The sequence below is a fragment of the Streptomyces thermocarboxydus genome, assembly GCF_024760485.1.
GTDB lineage: Bacteria > Actinomycetota > Actinomycetes > Streptomycetales > Streptomycetaceae > Streptomyces > Streptomyces cellulosae.
In genome coordinates this window covers 177,987-190,901 of record NZ_CP058273.1, presented here as the reverse complement: position 1 = coordinate 190,901, position 12,915 = coordinate 177,987, and the positions used below count along the sequence as shown (strand labels likewise).

Here is a 12,915-nt window from a genome sequence, read left to right as displayed (position 1 = left end):
CACCGAACCCGGCGCCCTCAGGAAACGTTCCTCCTCGTCGAGGCGAACCGCTGCCGGTACCGCGTAGGTGACACCCCCAGATGCCGTGCGAACGCCCGTCGCAGACTCTCGTAGCTCGGAAATCCCGCACGCGCCGCCGCCTCCGTGGCGTTGTGCCCCGCGTCCAGCAGCGCCTTCGCCATGTCGAAGCGGATCACCTCCACGTACTTCATCGGCGTCGTGTCCAGCTCCGCGCGGAAGAGCCGGGTCAGATGGCGTGGGCTCACCCGGACGAGCGCCGCCAACGACTCCACCGTGTGGTCGCCCGTCGGGTCCGTCTGCACCGCGTCCTGCACGAGCCGCAGCACGGGTGTCTGCGGGGCCGGCCCCTGGAGCGACGCGGAGAACTGCGACTGGCCGCCCGCGCGCTGCATGTACACCACCAGCGAGCGGGCGACACCGCGCGTCAGATCGGGCCCGTGGTCGTCCTCCACCAGGGCCAGCGCCAGGTCGATGCCCGCGGTGACCCCGGCCGATGTGTATGTGCCGCCGTCCTTGACGAAGATCGCGTCGGGTTCCACGCGGGCGGCCGGGTGGCGTCGGGCCAGCAGCGCGGTGTGCTGCCAGTGTGTCGTGACCCGCCGGCCGTCGAGGAGACCGGCCGCGCCCAGCACGAACGCGCCCGTGCAGATCGACGCGACCCGCCCCGCCCGCGCGGCCAGCCCCGCGGCGGCGGAACTCAGCCCGGGATCGACGGGGCCGGCGGGCAACGCGTCACCGCCGACCACCAGGAAGGTGTCGAAGGCGGGTGCGTCCAGCGCGTCCGCGTCGGCCGGCACCGGCACACCGATCGACGACCGCGCGGGCTTCCCGCCGACCGAGACGATGCTCAGCCGGTAGGCGGCGCCGAACCGGTTCGCCTCGCTGAACACCTCGGCGGGCCCGGACAGGTCCAGCATCTTCATCCCGTCGAAGACGAGCACGCCGACGCGATGCTCCCGCTGCTCCCGCCGCTCCATCCGCCCTCACCCCGCACACCCGCTCACGGCTCCCGCACCCGGGAGAGCCTGGTCACCGGCATTCTCCCTCCCGACCGCGCCGCCCGGTCACGCCGAAGCCGCCTCCGCTGCGTTCGGTCACGCCGAAGCCGCCTCCGCTGCGTTCGGTCACGGCGAAGCCGCCTCCGCGGAGCCCGGTCACACCGACGATGCCGCCTCCGCAGCACGCCGCGTAACCTCCTCCGCCGCCCGGGCGGCCCGCCCGCTCACCTTCCAGGCGGCCATCCGCGGCGCCACCGCCGGGGACGGCGGGAACACGCCCAGCTGCCGCGGCATCGTCACGTCGTCCCGCACCGCCTCGTGGCCCCACGACCCGGCCCTCCCGCAGGGCGAGCACATGGATCTGCTCGCAGTCGATCTCCCGGCCGGTGGGCGGCACCGCCTGGTCGAGCCGCCCCTCGCGGTACCGCACGAACGGACCGGTGTGGCGTCCCCGCATCCGGAGCCGCACCCACACCCGGTCCCCGTCCTCCGCCACGGCGTCGATCGGAAGGCGCAGGTCCCCGTAGGCCCGACGGCACAGCGGCCCCGCCCCGGCACCCGCGAGGGGCCAGGAGCGGGGCCGACTGCCCACCGTCCGCTAGGACTCGAGCCAGTTCAGGATGTCCGTGTCGAGCTCGTCGGGATACACCGACAACATGCCGTGCGGATAACCCTCGTAGGTCTTGAGCGTGCCGTTCTTCAGCAGCTTCACCGTCAGCGGCGCCGAGTCGTCGTACGGCACGATCTGGTCGTCCGTGCCGTGCATGACCAGCACCGGCACGTCGATCTTCTTGAGGTCCTCGGTGAAGTCGGTCTCCGAGAACGCCTTGATGCACTCGTAGTGGGCGTTCGTCGCGCCCGTCATCCCCTGCCGCCACCAGTTGTCGATCAGCCCCTGGGAGACCTCCGCGCCCGGCCGGTTGAAGCCGTAGAACGGTCCCGACGCGATCTCGATGTACAGCTGGGAGCGATTGGCCGCGAGCTGGCTGCGGAACCCGTCGAAGACCTCGATCGGCGTGCCGCCCGGATTGCTCTCGGACTTGACCATGACGGGCGGCACCGCGCTCACGAGCACCGCTTTCGCGACCCGGCCCGGCTTGGCGCGCGCCACGTACCGCGTCACCTCGCCACCCCCGGTGGAGTGCCCGATGTGCACGGCGTCGCGCAGGTCGAGCGCGTCGGTCAGCGCCGCGACGTCGGCCGCGTAGGTGTCCATCTCGTGGCCCCCGGCCGTCTGGTCGGAGCGTCCGTGGCCGCGCCGGTCGTGGGCGATCACCCGGTAGCCGCGCTGCAGGAAGAACAGCATCTGCGCGTCCCAGTCGTCGGCGCTGAGCGGCCAGCCGTGGTGGAAGACGAGGGGCTGCCCGTCACGCGGACCCCAGTCCTTGTAGAAGATCGTCGTCCCGTCAGAAGTCGTCACCGTGCCCATGGTTGGTCCTCCGCAAGATGGGGCTAGGGCGGCCGGGCCGGTGCGCGACCGCCGGCGCACAGGAGGGGCGCACGGGCGGATTCCGGCCGGCCGGAGGGACTGCGGCCGCAGCTCGGGGCCACGGCCGGATGCACGGCAATCACCTTACGCCGAAGAGACGAACCGCTCATCTCGGGAGGTTCAGAGCAAGACCGACTTGGACCAATACGAACCGCTTGATCCGCATATGGTGGTCCAATGCTGCTTGTTCCCAGGTGGGTTCTGTTCTCGTCGGGGTGCGCGCCCCTGCTGTTGATCGCGGGCTGGGCGATCTCGGCTGCGCTCGAGGGGGCCGGTTACGACCCGGTGACGCAGACGATCAGTGTCCTGGCGGCGTACGGCGCCTCGGGCTCCTGGGTGATGACCGGGGCGTTCCTCGCGGTGGGCGTCTGCCATCTGCTCACCGCGTGGGGGCTGCGGGCGGCCGCGGCGGCGGGGCGGGTGGCGCTCGCCGGAGGGGGAGTGGCCGCACTGGCCGTGGCGATGGTCCCCGCTCCGAGCAGCGGGGGTTCCCTGGGGCACGGCTCGGTGGCCGCCGTCGGGTTCACGCTGCTCGCCCTGTGGCCGGTCCTCGCCGCGACCGTCGGCCGCGGCACGCCCTGGGCGCTGCGGCCGATGCCGTCGTTCGCGGCGACGTCGGTGATGGTCGCCGGTGCGGCGTGGTTCCTGGTGGAGATGCACCGTGACGGTATGGCGGGCGTCGCCGAACGCGTGGTGACCGCCATGCAGTCCCTGTGGCCGTTCGTCGTCGTCCTGTCGTGCCTGCGGCACCGGGCGGGGCGCCGCGCGGAGCCGGTCACGCGACCGGATGACACGCGGAACCGCGCGCCGGACTGACCGGACCCGACGGGACGCGAGTGGCCCACGGGTCCGGAAGGCCACCTCTACGGCGCTCGCGGCGCGCCGCGCGTCGACCCTGCGCGGCGTCACCGCCCGTCGCGGTTCGCCGTCCCCGCCGGGAACTCCTCGCTGCCGAGCACCCGCAGCAACTCCATCCGTTCACGCGTCTCGTCGTCCGCCGGAGTGAGCACCAGCAGTTCCTGCCGCTGGTCGGGGGTGACCAGCGTCTCGCAGTCCAGGAGCAGCGGGCCGACCCGGGGATGCAGCAGCGTCTTGCGGTCCGCGCGCCGGACCGCGACCTCGTGCTCCGCCCAGAGGGCCTTGAACTCGGGGCTGGCGGCCTCGAGCCGCTCGACCAGTCCGGCCGCCTCCGGGTCGCCCGCCCGGCGTCCGGCGGCCGCGCGGAGGTCGGCGACCAGCCTGCGGCCGTGCAGTTCCCGGTACTCCGGAGGGCAGACGGCGCGCGCCTCCGGCTCGGTGAACCAGCGGTAGATCATGTAGCGGCGGTCGCCGCGGAAGCCGGTGAGGTCCGACATCAGCAGCAGGGAGGCGCGGTTCTGCGCCAGCATCTCGCCGAGGTCGGACAGCACCGCGGCCGGGGTGTCGCCGAGCAGGTCGAGCATCCGCACCAGCCCCGCCCGGGCAAGCCGGGCCGTGCCGTCCGCGGGCGGAGGCCGGTGACCCGCCAGATGGAACAGATGGTCCCGCTCGTCGTCGGACAGACGCAGCGCGCGGGCCAGCGCCACCAGCAGCTGCGCCGACGGCTGGCTGCTGCGGCCCTGCTCCAGGCGGACCACGTAGTCCACCGACATGCCGGCGAGCATCGCCACCTCCTCCCGGCGCAGTCCGCGCGTACGGCGCCGGGGGCCGTCGGCGAGGCCCACCTCGGCCGGGCGGATCGCCTCACGACGGCGGCGCAGGAAGTCGGCGAGCTGTTCTCGTTCCACGCCCCCATGGTCCCGCGCGGCCGGACTCCCATCCAGGGAGCGCCGCTCCCATGATGAACGCTCCGCTCCCGCCCGCCCCGTCGCCGTCACACAGTGGAGGCGACGACGACGTACCGATCAGAAGGAGCACATGATGCGCACACGCACACTGGGCAGCACCGGACCGCGGGTCTCCGCGCTCGGCCTGGGCGCGATGAGCATGTCGGGCTCGTACGGCGAGGCCGACCGCGCCGAGAGCATCGCGACCGTGCACGCCGCGCTGGACGCCGGCGTCACCCTCATCGACACGGGCGACTTCTACGGCATGGGCCACAACGAGCTGCTGCTCGCGGAGGCGCTGCGCGGCAGGGACCGGGACAGCTACGTGCTGAGCGTGAAGTTCGGGATGCTGAGCGGCCCCAGCCCGACGTACGGCGGGGTCGACGGCCGCCCCGCCGCGGTGAAGAACTTCCTCGCCCACTCGCTGACCCGACTCGGCACCGACCACATCGACATCTACCGGCCCGCCCGGCGCGACCCCGACGTGCCGATCGAGGAGACGGTCGGCGCGATCAAGGAACTGATCGAGGCCGGTTACGTCCGGCACCTCGGCCTCTCCGAGGTCGACGCGGAGACCGTGCGGCGGGCGCACGCCGTGCATCCCGTCGCCGACCTGCAGATCGAGTACTCGGTGATCTCCCGCGCCGTCGAGCCGGAGGTGCTGCCGACCCTGCGCGAGCTGGGCATCGGCCTGACCGCGTACGGCGTCCTGGCCCGCGGGCTGCTCTCGGGGCACTGGTCGCCGGACCGGGCCGGCAGGCCGGGCGACCACCGTGCGGCCTCCCCGCGGTTCGCCGCGGGGAACGTGGAGCACAACCTCGCGCTCGTCGAGGCGCTGCGCGGGGTGGCCGCGGCGAAGGGATGCACCGTCGCCCAACTGGTCATCGCGTGGGTGGCGGCGCAGGGCGAGGACCTCGTGCCGCTCGTCGGCGCCCGTACGCGTGAGCGGCTGGCGGAGGCGCTGCCGGCGCTCGACGTGGAGCTCACCGCGGACGACCTGGCCGAGATCGAGAAGGCGGTGCCGCCGGGTTCGGCACGCGGGGACCGCTACCCGGCCGCCTTCATGTCCACGCTGGGAGTGGGGAATTGACCGGTACCGGCCCGGACGCCGGCGCTCTCGGTGTCCCTAGGGCCTGTCCGGCGGATCACGCCGAGGACGCGGGGTCTGGCACGCCCATCTGCGGCGTTGTCGTCACTCGCCGACGCTCCGCGTCGACTCCCTCCTCCGCCTTGCAGCTGGACGCACCAGACCCCGCTCACCTGGGTTGCAAGACGCTGCGCCTTTCCCCCGACTTGATCCGCCGGACAGGCCCTAACCCGCTTCGAGGCCGAGGACGCGGCGGGCCGCCTCGGCCTCCGCGGCCGGCGGGGAGAGCTCGTCCAGGGTGTCCAGTTCCGTGTCGCCCGCCAGCTCCCGCTCCCAGGCGTCGGCGAGCCGCTGCTGCTCCTCGTCGGGTTTCGCGCTGACGGCTTCCCGGTGCTCCGGGTCCAGGGCCGTGAGGAAACGCTCGACCGAGTCCATGGACATGCCGTACTCCTTGTTCGCTTCCGGAAGGCGCCGCACGGCCCAGGATGGCCAGCGCCCTCGGGGTACGGGTGCCCGACACGGCCCGCCGCCACCCTGATGGCCCCGCACGGACGGGACCCGCACTTGCCGCACCTATCGAATTTCGATAGTTTCCCATCGTCATTCGATCGGTGTGCAGGTGTGTGCGCGGTGTCGTCGGCACCGCGCCTCCCTGTCCGCGTCCCGAGCCCTGGAGCCCCTCATGCCCTCAGCCACGCCTGCCCCCGCGCCCGCCGCCCGCCCGGCGTCCGGGAGTGTGACCTGTACCGACGTGCTGGTCGTCGGGGCCGGACTGGCCGGGCTGCACGTCGCCACCCGGCTCGCCCGGCAGGGGCACGACGTGCTCCTCGTGGACCGGCGCACCACCCTGGCCGGCGCCATCCGCACCACCGGGATCTTCGTGCGCAAGACGCTCGACGACTTCCCGCTCCCCGAGCGCCACCTCGGCCCGCCGATCCGGCGCATGCTGCTCTACCCGCCCGGCCTGAGCCGTCCCGTCGCCCTGGTCAGCGACCGGGACGAGTTCCGCGTCGGCGACATGGCCGGGCTGTACGAGACGTCGGCCGCGGTCGCCGTCGAGGCGGGCGTACGGCTCGCGCTGGGCACCCGCTACGCCGGCCGGCACGACGGGACGTACCACCTGATCGGCCGCGACGGGCCGTATCGCGTCCGCGCCCGGTACGTCGTCGGCGCGGACGGCGCCCGGTCGAGCGTCGCCCGCGACCTCGGCCTCGACCGCAACCGGCATCTGCTGGTCGGGGCCGAGGAGGTCTTCCCGGTCGCCCCGAACGGCGAACCGCCCACCTTCCACTGCGTCCTCGACCCCCGGATCGCCCCCGGATACCTCGCCTGGGCGGTCAACGACGGGGAGCACGCCCACGTCGGCGTCGCCGGATACGCCGACCGCTTCCCCCACGGCCTGCGCCGCGCCATGGAACGCTTCAGCGCCCACGCGCCCGGCCTGGAGGGCGTGCGCCGCCCCGGCACGGTGGAGCGGCGCGGCGGGCCGATACCCGTCGGCGGGGTGCTGCGCCGCATCGGCTGCGCGGACGGACTCCTGGTCGGAGACGCGGCCGGCGCGGTGTCGCCGCTGACCGCCGGCGGCCTCGACCCGTGCCTGCGCCTGTCCGACCTGGCCGCCCAGGTCCTCGACGACGCCCTGCGCACCGGCGCCCCCGACCCCCTGACCCACTACAGCGGCGCCTCCCTCCGCTCCCGTTTCCGCGGCCGGCTGGCACTGCGCAACGGACTGGCGCACATCCGGACGCCCGCCGCGACCACCGCGGCGTTCACTCTTCTGCGCACCCCGCCCGGCCGCGCCGCGGCGGCCCGCATCCTCTTCGGCGACCGCTCCTTCCCCGGCCGGCCGGTCCCCGAGCCGAGCCCGGTCGGCGGCTGACCCCGCGGCCGCGGCGAGCCGCCGCCCGCATGCGCGCCCCTGCCCGCCCGTGCACGCTGGACCCATGGCGAGCGACCAGCCCACCGTCGTGATCTACCCGCCCTCCGGCGACGGCGGGCGCCGCGTCCGCGCGGGCCCGCACTTCCTGGGCATGGCCTACACCCTCCTGGACGTCGTGGAGTTCCTGCGGCTGCACGGCATGGACGACGCCGACGGCGACTGGCTGCGACGGTCCCCGAGCGTCGAATGGCGCGGCGGCGGCCCGGAGACCTGGACGGCGGCCCGCGGCCTGCACGACTGACAGGGCGGCGCCCCTCGGGCACCATGTGATCATGACGGAACTGGTCGAACGGGTGGACGACGACGATCGCGTGATCGGCGCGGTCGACAGGGGCGAGGCGATCCGCAGGCGGTGGCTGCACCGCGTCGCGACGGTCGTCTGCCGGGACACACGGGGGAGGATCCTCGTGCACCGCCGGCCGCACGACGACGTCCGCTTCCCGGGCGGCGTCAACTTCATGCTCGGGGGAGCGGCGGAGCCCGGCGAGACCTACGAGAAGGCCGCCGCCCGTGAGCTGACGGAGGAACTGGGCGTACGGGCCCGCCCCCGCTTCGTCCTCAAGTTCCGGTGCGCGGGCGTGATCAGCCCCTACTGGCTCGGACTGCACGAGGCCGAGGTGACCGGGCCCTTCGCCCCCGACCCGGACGAGATCGCCTGGCACGACTGGCTGACGGAGCCCCAGCTCGCCGAGCTGGTGCGGGACGAGGAGTTCGTCCCCGACGCCCGCGAGGCGTACCACCGCTGGGCGGCCCTGCGCCTTTAAGGAGTCTCACTGTGGGCGGCCCGCCCGATGACGAGCCGGTCGCCCTCCCGCGTTCGCGCGCCGTCCGCAGGACGGTCACCATGGCAGGGACCGGGGGCGGACCGACTCGTCGTGGAGGGTGGACATGTTGCTGCCGGTCCTGTTCGCGCTGGGCGCCGCGCTCAGCAACGCGCTCGCGACCGTGCTCCAGCGCAAGGCCGCCCTGACGGTGCCCAAGTCCGAGGGACTGCGCCTCGGACTGATCCTCGACCTGCTGCGCCGGCCCGTGTGGCTGGCCGGCATCGCGACCGTGATCACCGCCGGCGTCTGCCAGGCCGTGGCGCTCGCCACCGGACCGATCACCATCGTCCAACCCCTGTTCGTCCTCGAGCTGCCCCTCGCTCTCGTCGTCGCCGCGGCCCTGCTCCAAGGGCGGCTGTCCCGAGCCGGCTGGCTGGCCGTCGGCACGGTCGTGGTGGGCCTCGGCATCGTCCTGTTCGCGGCCTCGCCCGCCGGCAACCGCACCCAGGTGCCGATGACCCACTGGATCCCGGCCCTCGCCGTGTGCGTCGCCGCCATCGCCGCGCTCGTCGTCGAGGCACTCCGCCGCCCCGAGGGCCGCGGCCGCGCCGCCTGCTTCGGACTCGCCACGGCCATCTCGTACGCCATGACGGCCGCGCTGATGAAGACGTCGATGCACACCCTCGACGACGTCGGCGTCACCGCCTTCTTCACCGCCTGGCAGACGTACGGCTTCGCCCTGTTCGGGGTGTGCGCGCTGTTCTTCCTCGAGAACGCGATGCAGTCCGGCCCGCTGGTCGCCTCCCAGCCGGCCCTGACGCTGGGCGACGCGTGCGTGAGCCTGGCGCTGGGGATCACCGTCTACGAGGAGTACGTCCGGACGGGCTGGTGGCTGATCCCCCAGCTCCTGGGCGCGGCACTGATCGCGGCGGGCGTGCTGGCGCTGTCCCGCCTGCCTCTGGCGCGGGCGCTGACGACCGAGGACACGGAGCAGCCGGGGGAGGGGACGGCGGCGGACGCGGGGACGCCCGCGCCCTGACACCGGCCGCGTGAGTGCCGTTCGTTATCATCACCGGCGACGCCGAGGCCGACGACCGGTGCCGCCGTCCTGACCCGGACGGCGAGACGCGCCGCGCGACGCACGGTGGTCAGGGATGCGGGGGAGACATCACGGTGATGCCAGGCACAGGCGCTGAGGGCGCCGCGCGGCGACGCGGCGGTACCGCCGAGGCCGAGCGCCCGAGACGGACACCCTCGTCTGCTCCCCCCACCACGAGCGCCGCTCGCCGGCTGACCCCCTCACCATCCCCCCACAGGCTTACGAGGAGCCCTTCCGTGAACCGTTCCGTCCCCGCCCTGGCCGTTCTCTGCCTTACCGCGCTCACCGCGTGCGGCGGAGGCGGCGAGCCGGAGAACTCCACGGGTGAGCCCAGGCCCACCGCGACCCGGTCGGAGCAGGCCGCGCCGGCCGAGCGGCTGGCCGGGCTGATGGTCACCCCCGCCGAGGTCAAGGGCTACGTGGTGAAGCCGTACGACGATCAGTTCGCCCTCGCCACGTCCTCGTCGGAGATGACCGCCGACAAGCCGGCCTGCACACCGCTGGCCCTCGCGCTGAACCAACTGCCGCTGGGCGAGCCGCAGGCCGACCTCACGCGGTCCTTGGACTCGGAGTCCCAGGGCGCGCCCGACACGTACGTCACGCTCACGACGTACGCACAGGGCGAGGCGCAGGCCGTGCTGGCGGACGTGAAGAAGGCCGTGGCCGCGTGCGGGGACGGCTTCACCGCCAAGGGGAGCAACGGCAGCACCGTGTACGAGTCGGTCGAGGCGGAGGACGTCGCTCCGGCCGGCGAGGAGACGGTGGGCTTCTCGGCCACGACTTCGTTCCAGGGCGTGTCGCACACCCTCCACACCCAGGTCGTCCGCGCGGGCGACGTCGTCGGCGTCTACTTCGCCGCCGACGGCATGGCGATGGTCACCGGCCGTCCGAGCGACGCGAAGCTGCCGCCGGCGGTGGTGAAGACGCAGTCGGCGAAGCTGGGTTGAGCGCGGGATGCCCGCCTTCGCACGCACGGCCGGTACACAAGGGAGCCTCTGGCATGGCGCGCAGACCGAGGCAGAGCGGGACGGCCGAGCGGCTCGACGTCCGGGCGGAGGCGGGTGAGTGGTGCTGGATCGGGGAGATCCCGCAGCCCCCGGCGGACGTCCTGCGAGCCGCCGGCCATCCTCGGACACGGCCGGCCCGGCGACCGCCACTGGCCATGACGGGGACGATCCTCGGTGCGCCGTTCCTGCCGCTCCTTCTGCTGCTGATGCTGCTGGCCCAGGCGGAGGAGGCGGTCGGGCGCTTCCTCGACCCGAAGGAGGAGAAGGAGCGGCACCGGGCCAAGAAGGAGGACGAGAAGCGCAGGGACGCGGCGGTGGGAGAGCGCGGCCTGGACAGCGTTTTCGACGGTGACTGGAACGGCGCCGCCGGCCAGTTCCTCCTGCGGTGGTACAGCCACTCGACCCACCACGAGCGGCTGCTGTTCGCCGGCCCGGACGGCATCGTGTTCGCGGCACCGCCCAAGCGGGTCAGCACGGGACGCGACAAGCGTGCCCAGGTCGTCGCGCGGCTGTCCCCCGGCGAGGCCACGCTGGAAGACCCCTTCGGCGGTGAGTTCGACACCCAGATCCTGCTGATCCGCTTCCGCGACGGCTCCTGGCTGCGCGTGGACACGGAGGAGGCCCGCAGCGAGCTCCACAGGTACGCACTCCGTGACCGGGCCTGAGCCGTGGCCCGACAGCCGGGTGCGCCGCACCGTGCCGTACGGTCTGGCCCCATGAACCCGTCCGCGACCCCCCGCCCCCGCGCCCGTGACCTCGGTATCGTCGTCGGGCCCACCCCCACCGGTCCCCTCAACGCCCTCACCGACGTGCCGGGAGTACGCGTCGGGCACGCCACCGTCCGGCCCCGGCCCGACGTGCACAGCGGGGTGACCGCCGTCGTGCCCGACGGGGTGCGGCCCGGGGCCGCGGTTCCCGCCGGGGTGTTCGCCGGGAACGGGTACGGGAAGCTCGTCGGTTCCACCCAGCTCGCCGAACTCGGGGAGCTGGAGACCCCCGTGCTGCTCACCTCCACGCTGTCCGCGTTCCGGGTCGCCGACGCGCTCGTCGGGTGGGTGCTCGAACAGCCGGATTGCGAAGGTGTGTTGAGCCTCAATCCCGTCGTGGGGGAGTGCAACGACGGGTATCTGTCCGACATCCGGAGCCGGCCCGTGCATGAGGAGCATGTGCGGGCCGCGCTCGACGCAGCGTCGGACGGGCCGGTGGCCGAGGGGTGTGTCGGGGCCGGGACCGGCACCGTCGCCCTCGGGTTCAAGGCGGGCATCGGGACGTCCTCCCGCACACCGGAAGCGGGCGACCGCCGCTTCACCGTCGGAGCCCTGGTGCAGGCCAACTTCGGCGGCACCCTGCGCGTCCTCGGGCGCACCCTCGACGGAGGCGGACCGGCCTCCGAGACCGGCTCCTGCATGATCGTCGTCGCCACGGACGCCCCGCTCGACGCCCGGCAGCTCACCCGCGTCGCCCGCCGGGCCGTCTTCGCCCTCGCCCGCACCGGCGCGGCCTACAGCCACGGCAGCGGTGACTACGCCGTCGCCTTCACCACCACCCGCCCCGGCACCGCGCCCCCGCTCGCCGACGCCGCCCTCAGCCCCCTCTTCGAGGCGGTCCTCGACGCCGTGGAGGAGGCCGTCCTCAACTCCCTCCTCGCCGCCACCACGACCACCGGATACGCCGGACGCACCGTCCCCGCCCTTCCCGTGGACCGCCTCGCGGGCCCGGCCACCTCGGACGGATAGGGCCTGTCCGGCGGATCAGGTCGGGGGAAACGAGTGGCGCCTTGCAACCCGCGTCCTCGGCGTGATCCGCCGAACAGCACACCTAGTCCTCCCGGCGCCCCCACACCATCGCCATCCCCGGACCCACCTCCGCCAGCTGCGGCGACTCCAGGTACGCCAGTGCCTCGTCCACCACCCGCGCGTCCACCAAGCCCGTAGCCTCCACTTCCGGGCGCATGCGCCGCCAGGTGTCCGACCAGAAGTGGGCCGCCGGGCCGCCCGGGAGCAGGGGCGGGCAGACCACCTCCGCGCCGATGTCGCGCAGGCCCTCCTCGCGGAGGTAACGCGGGTACGCCGGCACCTCGGTGATGTCGGTGCCGATCGTCGCCCACAGCGCCGCCCACATGGCGTCCATGGTGCGCCGGTAGGCGGAGGAGCGGTCGAGGGTGTCAGGCAGTTCCACCGCGTCGCCGAGCACCAGCAGACCGCCCGGGCGGAGCCAGCCCGCCAGCCGGTGGACCAGCCCGCGGCGCCCCGGCAGGTGCATCAGCACGAACCGGGCGTGCACCAGGTCGAACCGGCCCGGGTCCAGGTCCTCGTCGGTGACGTCCGCGCTGAGCACCCGCAGCCCCGGCAGTTCCCAGGCGGCCAGGGCGCGGGTGTCCCGGTCCAGGGCGACGACCTCCGCCACCCCGGCCTCCTCCAGGAGCCACCGTGCGACGGTCCCCGTGCCCGCCCCGACCTCCAGGCACCGCATGCCCGGACCCGCGCCCAGCTCGCTCAGCCGCCGGGTGGTGACCGGGTCGTACACCAGCGCGGCGGCGTCGATGCGCTCCGACTCGTGCGGGTCCTCGGGCGGGAACAGCTCCCGGCCGTAGAGTCCTCCGCCCGCGTCAGGCGGACCGTCGTCGGGCGCGCCGTCACCGCGGCCCGGAGGCGGCCCCCCGCCCGCGTCCGCCCCGCCGTCCGGGGAACCCGCCGGATCCGTCAC

General features: G+C 73.9%; 15 protein-coding genes. 9 read left to right on the top strand and 6 right to left on the bottom strand.

The genetic code is table 11. From position 1 onward, the window contains the following. Positions 1 to 17: 17 nt before the first annotated feature. The 3 genes from AY578_RS00915 to AY578_RS00905 all read right to left on the bottom strand — a co-directional run bounded on the left by AY578_RS00915 (position 18) and on the right by AY578_RS00905 (position 2,448). Positions 18 to 998, bottom strand: a complete 981-nt coding sequence (locus AY578_RS00915) for a GlxA family transcriptional regulator (RefSeq protein ID WP_215048654.1) — start codon at positions 996 to 998, stop codon at positions 18 to 20. A 52-nt stretch (positions 999 to 1,050) separates the two neighbouring features. Further along, complete coding sequence (locus AY578_RS00910) at positions 1,051 to 1,515, bottom strand: ester cyclase (protein ID WP_258901648.1); 465 nt, start codon at positions 1,513 to 1,515, stop codon at positions 1,051 to 1,053. 102 nt (positions 1,516 to 1,617) lie between these two features. Continuing rightward, entirely contained in the window at positions 1,618 to 2,448 is an 831-nt protein-coding gene (locus AY578_RS00905; RefSeq protein ID WP_019525767.1) for an alpha/beta fold hydrolase, read from the bottom strand. A 237-nt stretch (positions 2,449 to 2,685) separates the two neighbouring features. Between AY578_RS00905 and AY578_RS00900 the strand changes: the two genes are divergently transcribed. After that, a complete protein-coding gene (locus tag AY578_RS00900) occupies positions 2,686 to 3,324 on the top strand; it encodes a DUF998 domain-containing protein (protein ID WP_215048655.1) in 639 nt (212 codons plus the stop codon). Between the two features lie 89 nt (positions 3,325 to 3,413). Here AY578_RS00900 and AY578_RS00895 read toward each other — a convergent pair whose 3' ends face one another. Next, the gene (locus AY578_RS00895) at positions 3,414 to 4,274 is read right to left on the bottom strand and encodes a helix-turn-helix transcriptional regulator (protein ID WP_215048656.1); all 861 of its coding nucleotides are present in this window, start codon (positions 4,272 to 4,274) and stop codon (positions 3,414 to 3,416) included. A 133-nt stretch (positions 4,275 to 4,407) separates the two neighbouring features. On the opposite strand from AY578_RS00895, the gene AY578_RS00890 reads away from it, so the two are divergent. Then, on the top strand, positions 4,408 to 5,403 hold the full coding sequence (locus tag AY578_RS00890; RefSeq protein WP_161232231.1) for an aldo/keto reductase: 996 nt from the start codon (positions 4,408 to 4,410) through the stop codon (positions 5,401 to 5,403). Positions 5,404 to 5,625: 222 nt separating this feature from the next. Here the strand turns inward: AY578_RS00890 and AY578_RS00885 are convergent, their stop codons facing one another. Next, a complete protein-coding gene (locus AY578_RS00885) occupies positions 5,626 to 5,841 on the bottom strand; it encodes a hypothetical protein (RefSeq protein ID WP_028958864.1) in 216 nt (71 codons plus the stop codon). 241 nt (positions 5,842 to 6,082) lie between these two features. On the opposite strand from AY578_RS00885, the gene AY578_RS00880 reads away from it, so the two are divergent. From AY578_RS00880 to AY578_RS00850, 7 genes are all read left to right on the top strand, one after another. Further along, positions 6,083 to 7,279: an FAD-dependent oxidoreductase gene (locus tag AY578_RS00880; RefSeq protein WP_052183207.1), complete on the top strand. Its 1,197-nt coding sequence runs from the start codon at positions 6,083 to 6,085 to the stop codon at positions 7,277 to 7,279. Between the two features lie 64 nt (positions 7,280 to 7,343). Next, positions 7,344 to 7,580: a hypothetical protein gene (locus AY578_RS00875; RefSeq protein ID WP_019525773.1), complete on the top strand. Its 237-nt coding sequence runs from the start codon at positions 7,344 to 7,346 to the stop codon at positions 7,578 to 7,580. Positions 7,581 to 7,611: 31 nt separating this feature from the next. Next, positions 7,612 to 8,103: an NUDIX hydrolase gene (locus AY578_RS00870; protein ID WP_028958866.1), complete on the top strand. Its 492-nt coding sequence runs from the start codon at positions 7,612 to 7,614 to the stop codon at positions 8,101 to 8,103. A 124-nt stretch (positions 8,104 to 8,227) separates the two neighbouring features. Continuing rightward, entirely contained in the window at positions 8,228 to 9,142 is a 915-nt protein-coding gene (locus AY578_RS00865) for a DMT family transporter (RefSeq protein ID WP_037952905.1), read from the top strand. A 296-nt stretch (positions 9,143 to 9,438) separates the two neighbouring features. After that, the gene (locus AY578_RS00860; RefSeq protein WP_028958868.1) at positions 9,439 to 10,149 is read left to right on the top strand and encodes a hypothetical protein; all 711 of its coding nucleotides are present in this window, start codon (positions 9,439 to 9,441) and stop codon (positions 10,147 to 10,149) included. A gap of 53 nt (positions 10,150 to 10,202) precedes the next feature. Beyond that, positions 10,203 to 10,874, top strand: coding sequence for a hypothetical protein (locus AY578_RS00855; protein WP_028958869.1), 672 nt, complete (start codon positions 10,203 to 10,205; stop codon positions 10,872 to 10,874). A gap of 51 nt (positions 10,875 to 10,925) precedes the next feature. Further along, complete coding sequence (locus AY578_RS00850; RefSeq protein ID WP_028958870.1) at positions 10,926 to 11,945, top strand: P1 family peptidase; 1,020 nt, start codon at positions 10,926 to 10,928, stop codon at positions 11,943 to 11,945. Positions 11,946 to 12,027: 82 nt separating this feature from the next. On the opposite strand, the gene AY578_RS00845 is transcribed toward AY578_RS00850, so the two are convergent. Beyond that, complete coding sequence (locus AY578_RS00845; protein ID WP_028958871.1) at positions 12,028 to 12,915, bottom strand: class I SAM-dependent methyltransferase; 888 nt, start codon at positions 12,913 to 12,915, stop codon at positions 12,028 to 12,030.

Bases quoted from the DNA above. Each gene is read 5' to 3' on its own strand.
- AY578_RS00915 (WP_215048654.1), bottom strand. From the start codon at position 998: ATGGAGCGGCGGGAGCAGCGGGAGCATCGCGTCGGCGTGCTCGTCTTC.
- AY578_RS00905 (WP_019525767.1), bottom strand. From the start codon at position 2,448: ATGGGCACGGTGACGACTTCTGACGGGACGACGATCTTCTACAAGGAC.
- AY578_RS00900 (WP_215048655.1), top strand. From the start codon at position 2,686: ATGCTGCTTGTTCCCAGGTGGGTTCTGTTCTCGTCGGGGTGCGCGCCC.
- AY578_RS00890 (WP_161232231.1), top strand. From the start codon at position 4,408: ATGCGCACACGCACACTGGGCAGCACCGGACCGCGGGTCTCCGCGCTC.
- AY578_RS00885 (WP_028958864.1), bottom strand. From the start codon at position 5,841: ATGTCCATGGACTCGGTCGAGCGTTTCCTCACGGCCCTGGACCCGGAG.
- AY578_RS00880 (WP_052183207.1), top strand. From the start codon at position 6,083: ATGCCCTCAGCCACGCCTGCCCCCGCGCCCGCCGCCCGCCCGGCGTCC.
- AY578_RS00875 (WP_019525773.1), top strand. From the start codon at position 7,344: ATGGCGAGCGACCAGCCCACCGTCGTGATCTACCCGCCCTCCGGCGAC.
- AY578_RS00870 (WP_028958866.1), top strand. From the start codon at position 7,612: ATGACGGAACTGGTCGAACGGGTGGACGACGACGATCGCGTGATCGGC.
- AY578_RS00865 (WP_037952905.1), top strand. From the start codon at position 8,228: ATGTTGCTGCCGGTCCTGTTCGCGCTGGGCGCCGCGCTCAGCAACGCG.
- AY578_RS00855 (WP_028958869.1), top strand. From the start codon at position 10,203: ATGGCGCGCAGACCGAGGCAGAGCGGGACGGCCGAGCGGCTCGACGTC.
- AY578_RS00850 (WP_028958870.1), top strand. From the start codon at position 10,926: ATGAACCCGTCCGCGACCCCCCGCCCCCGCGCCCGTGACCTCGGTATC.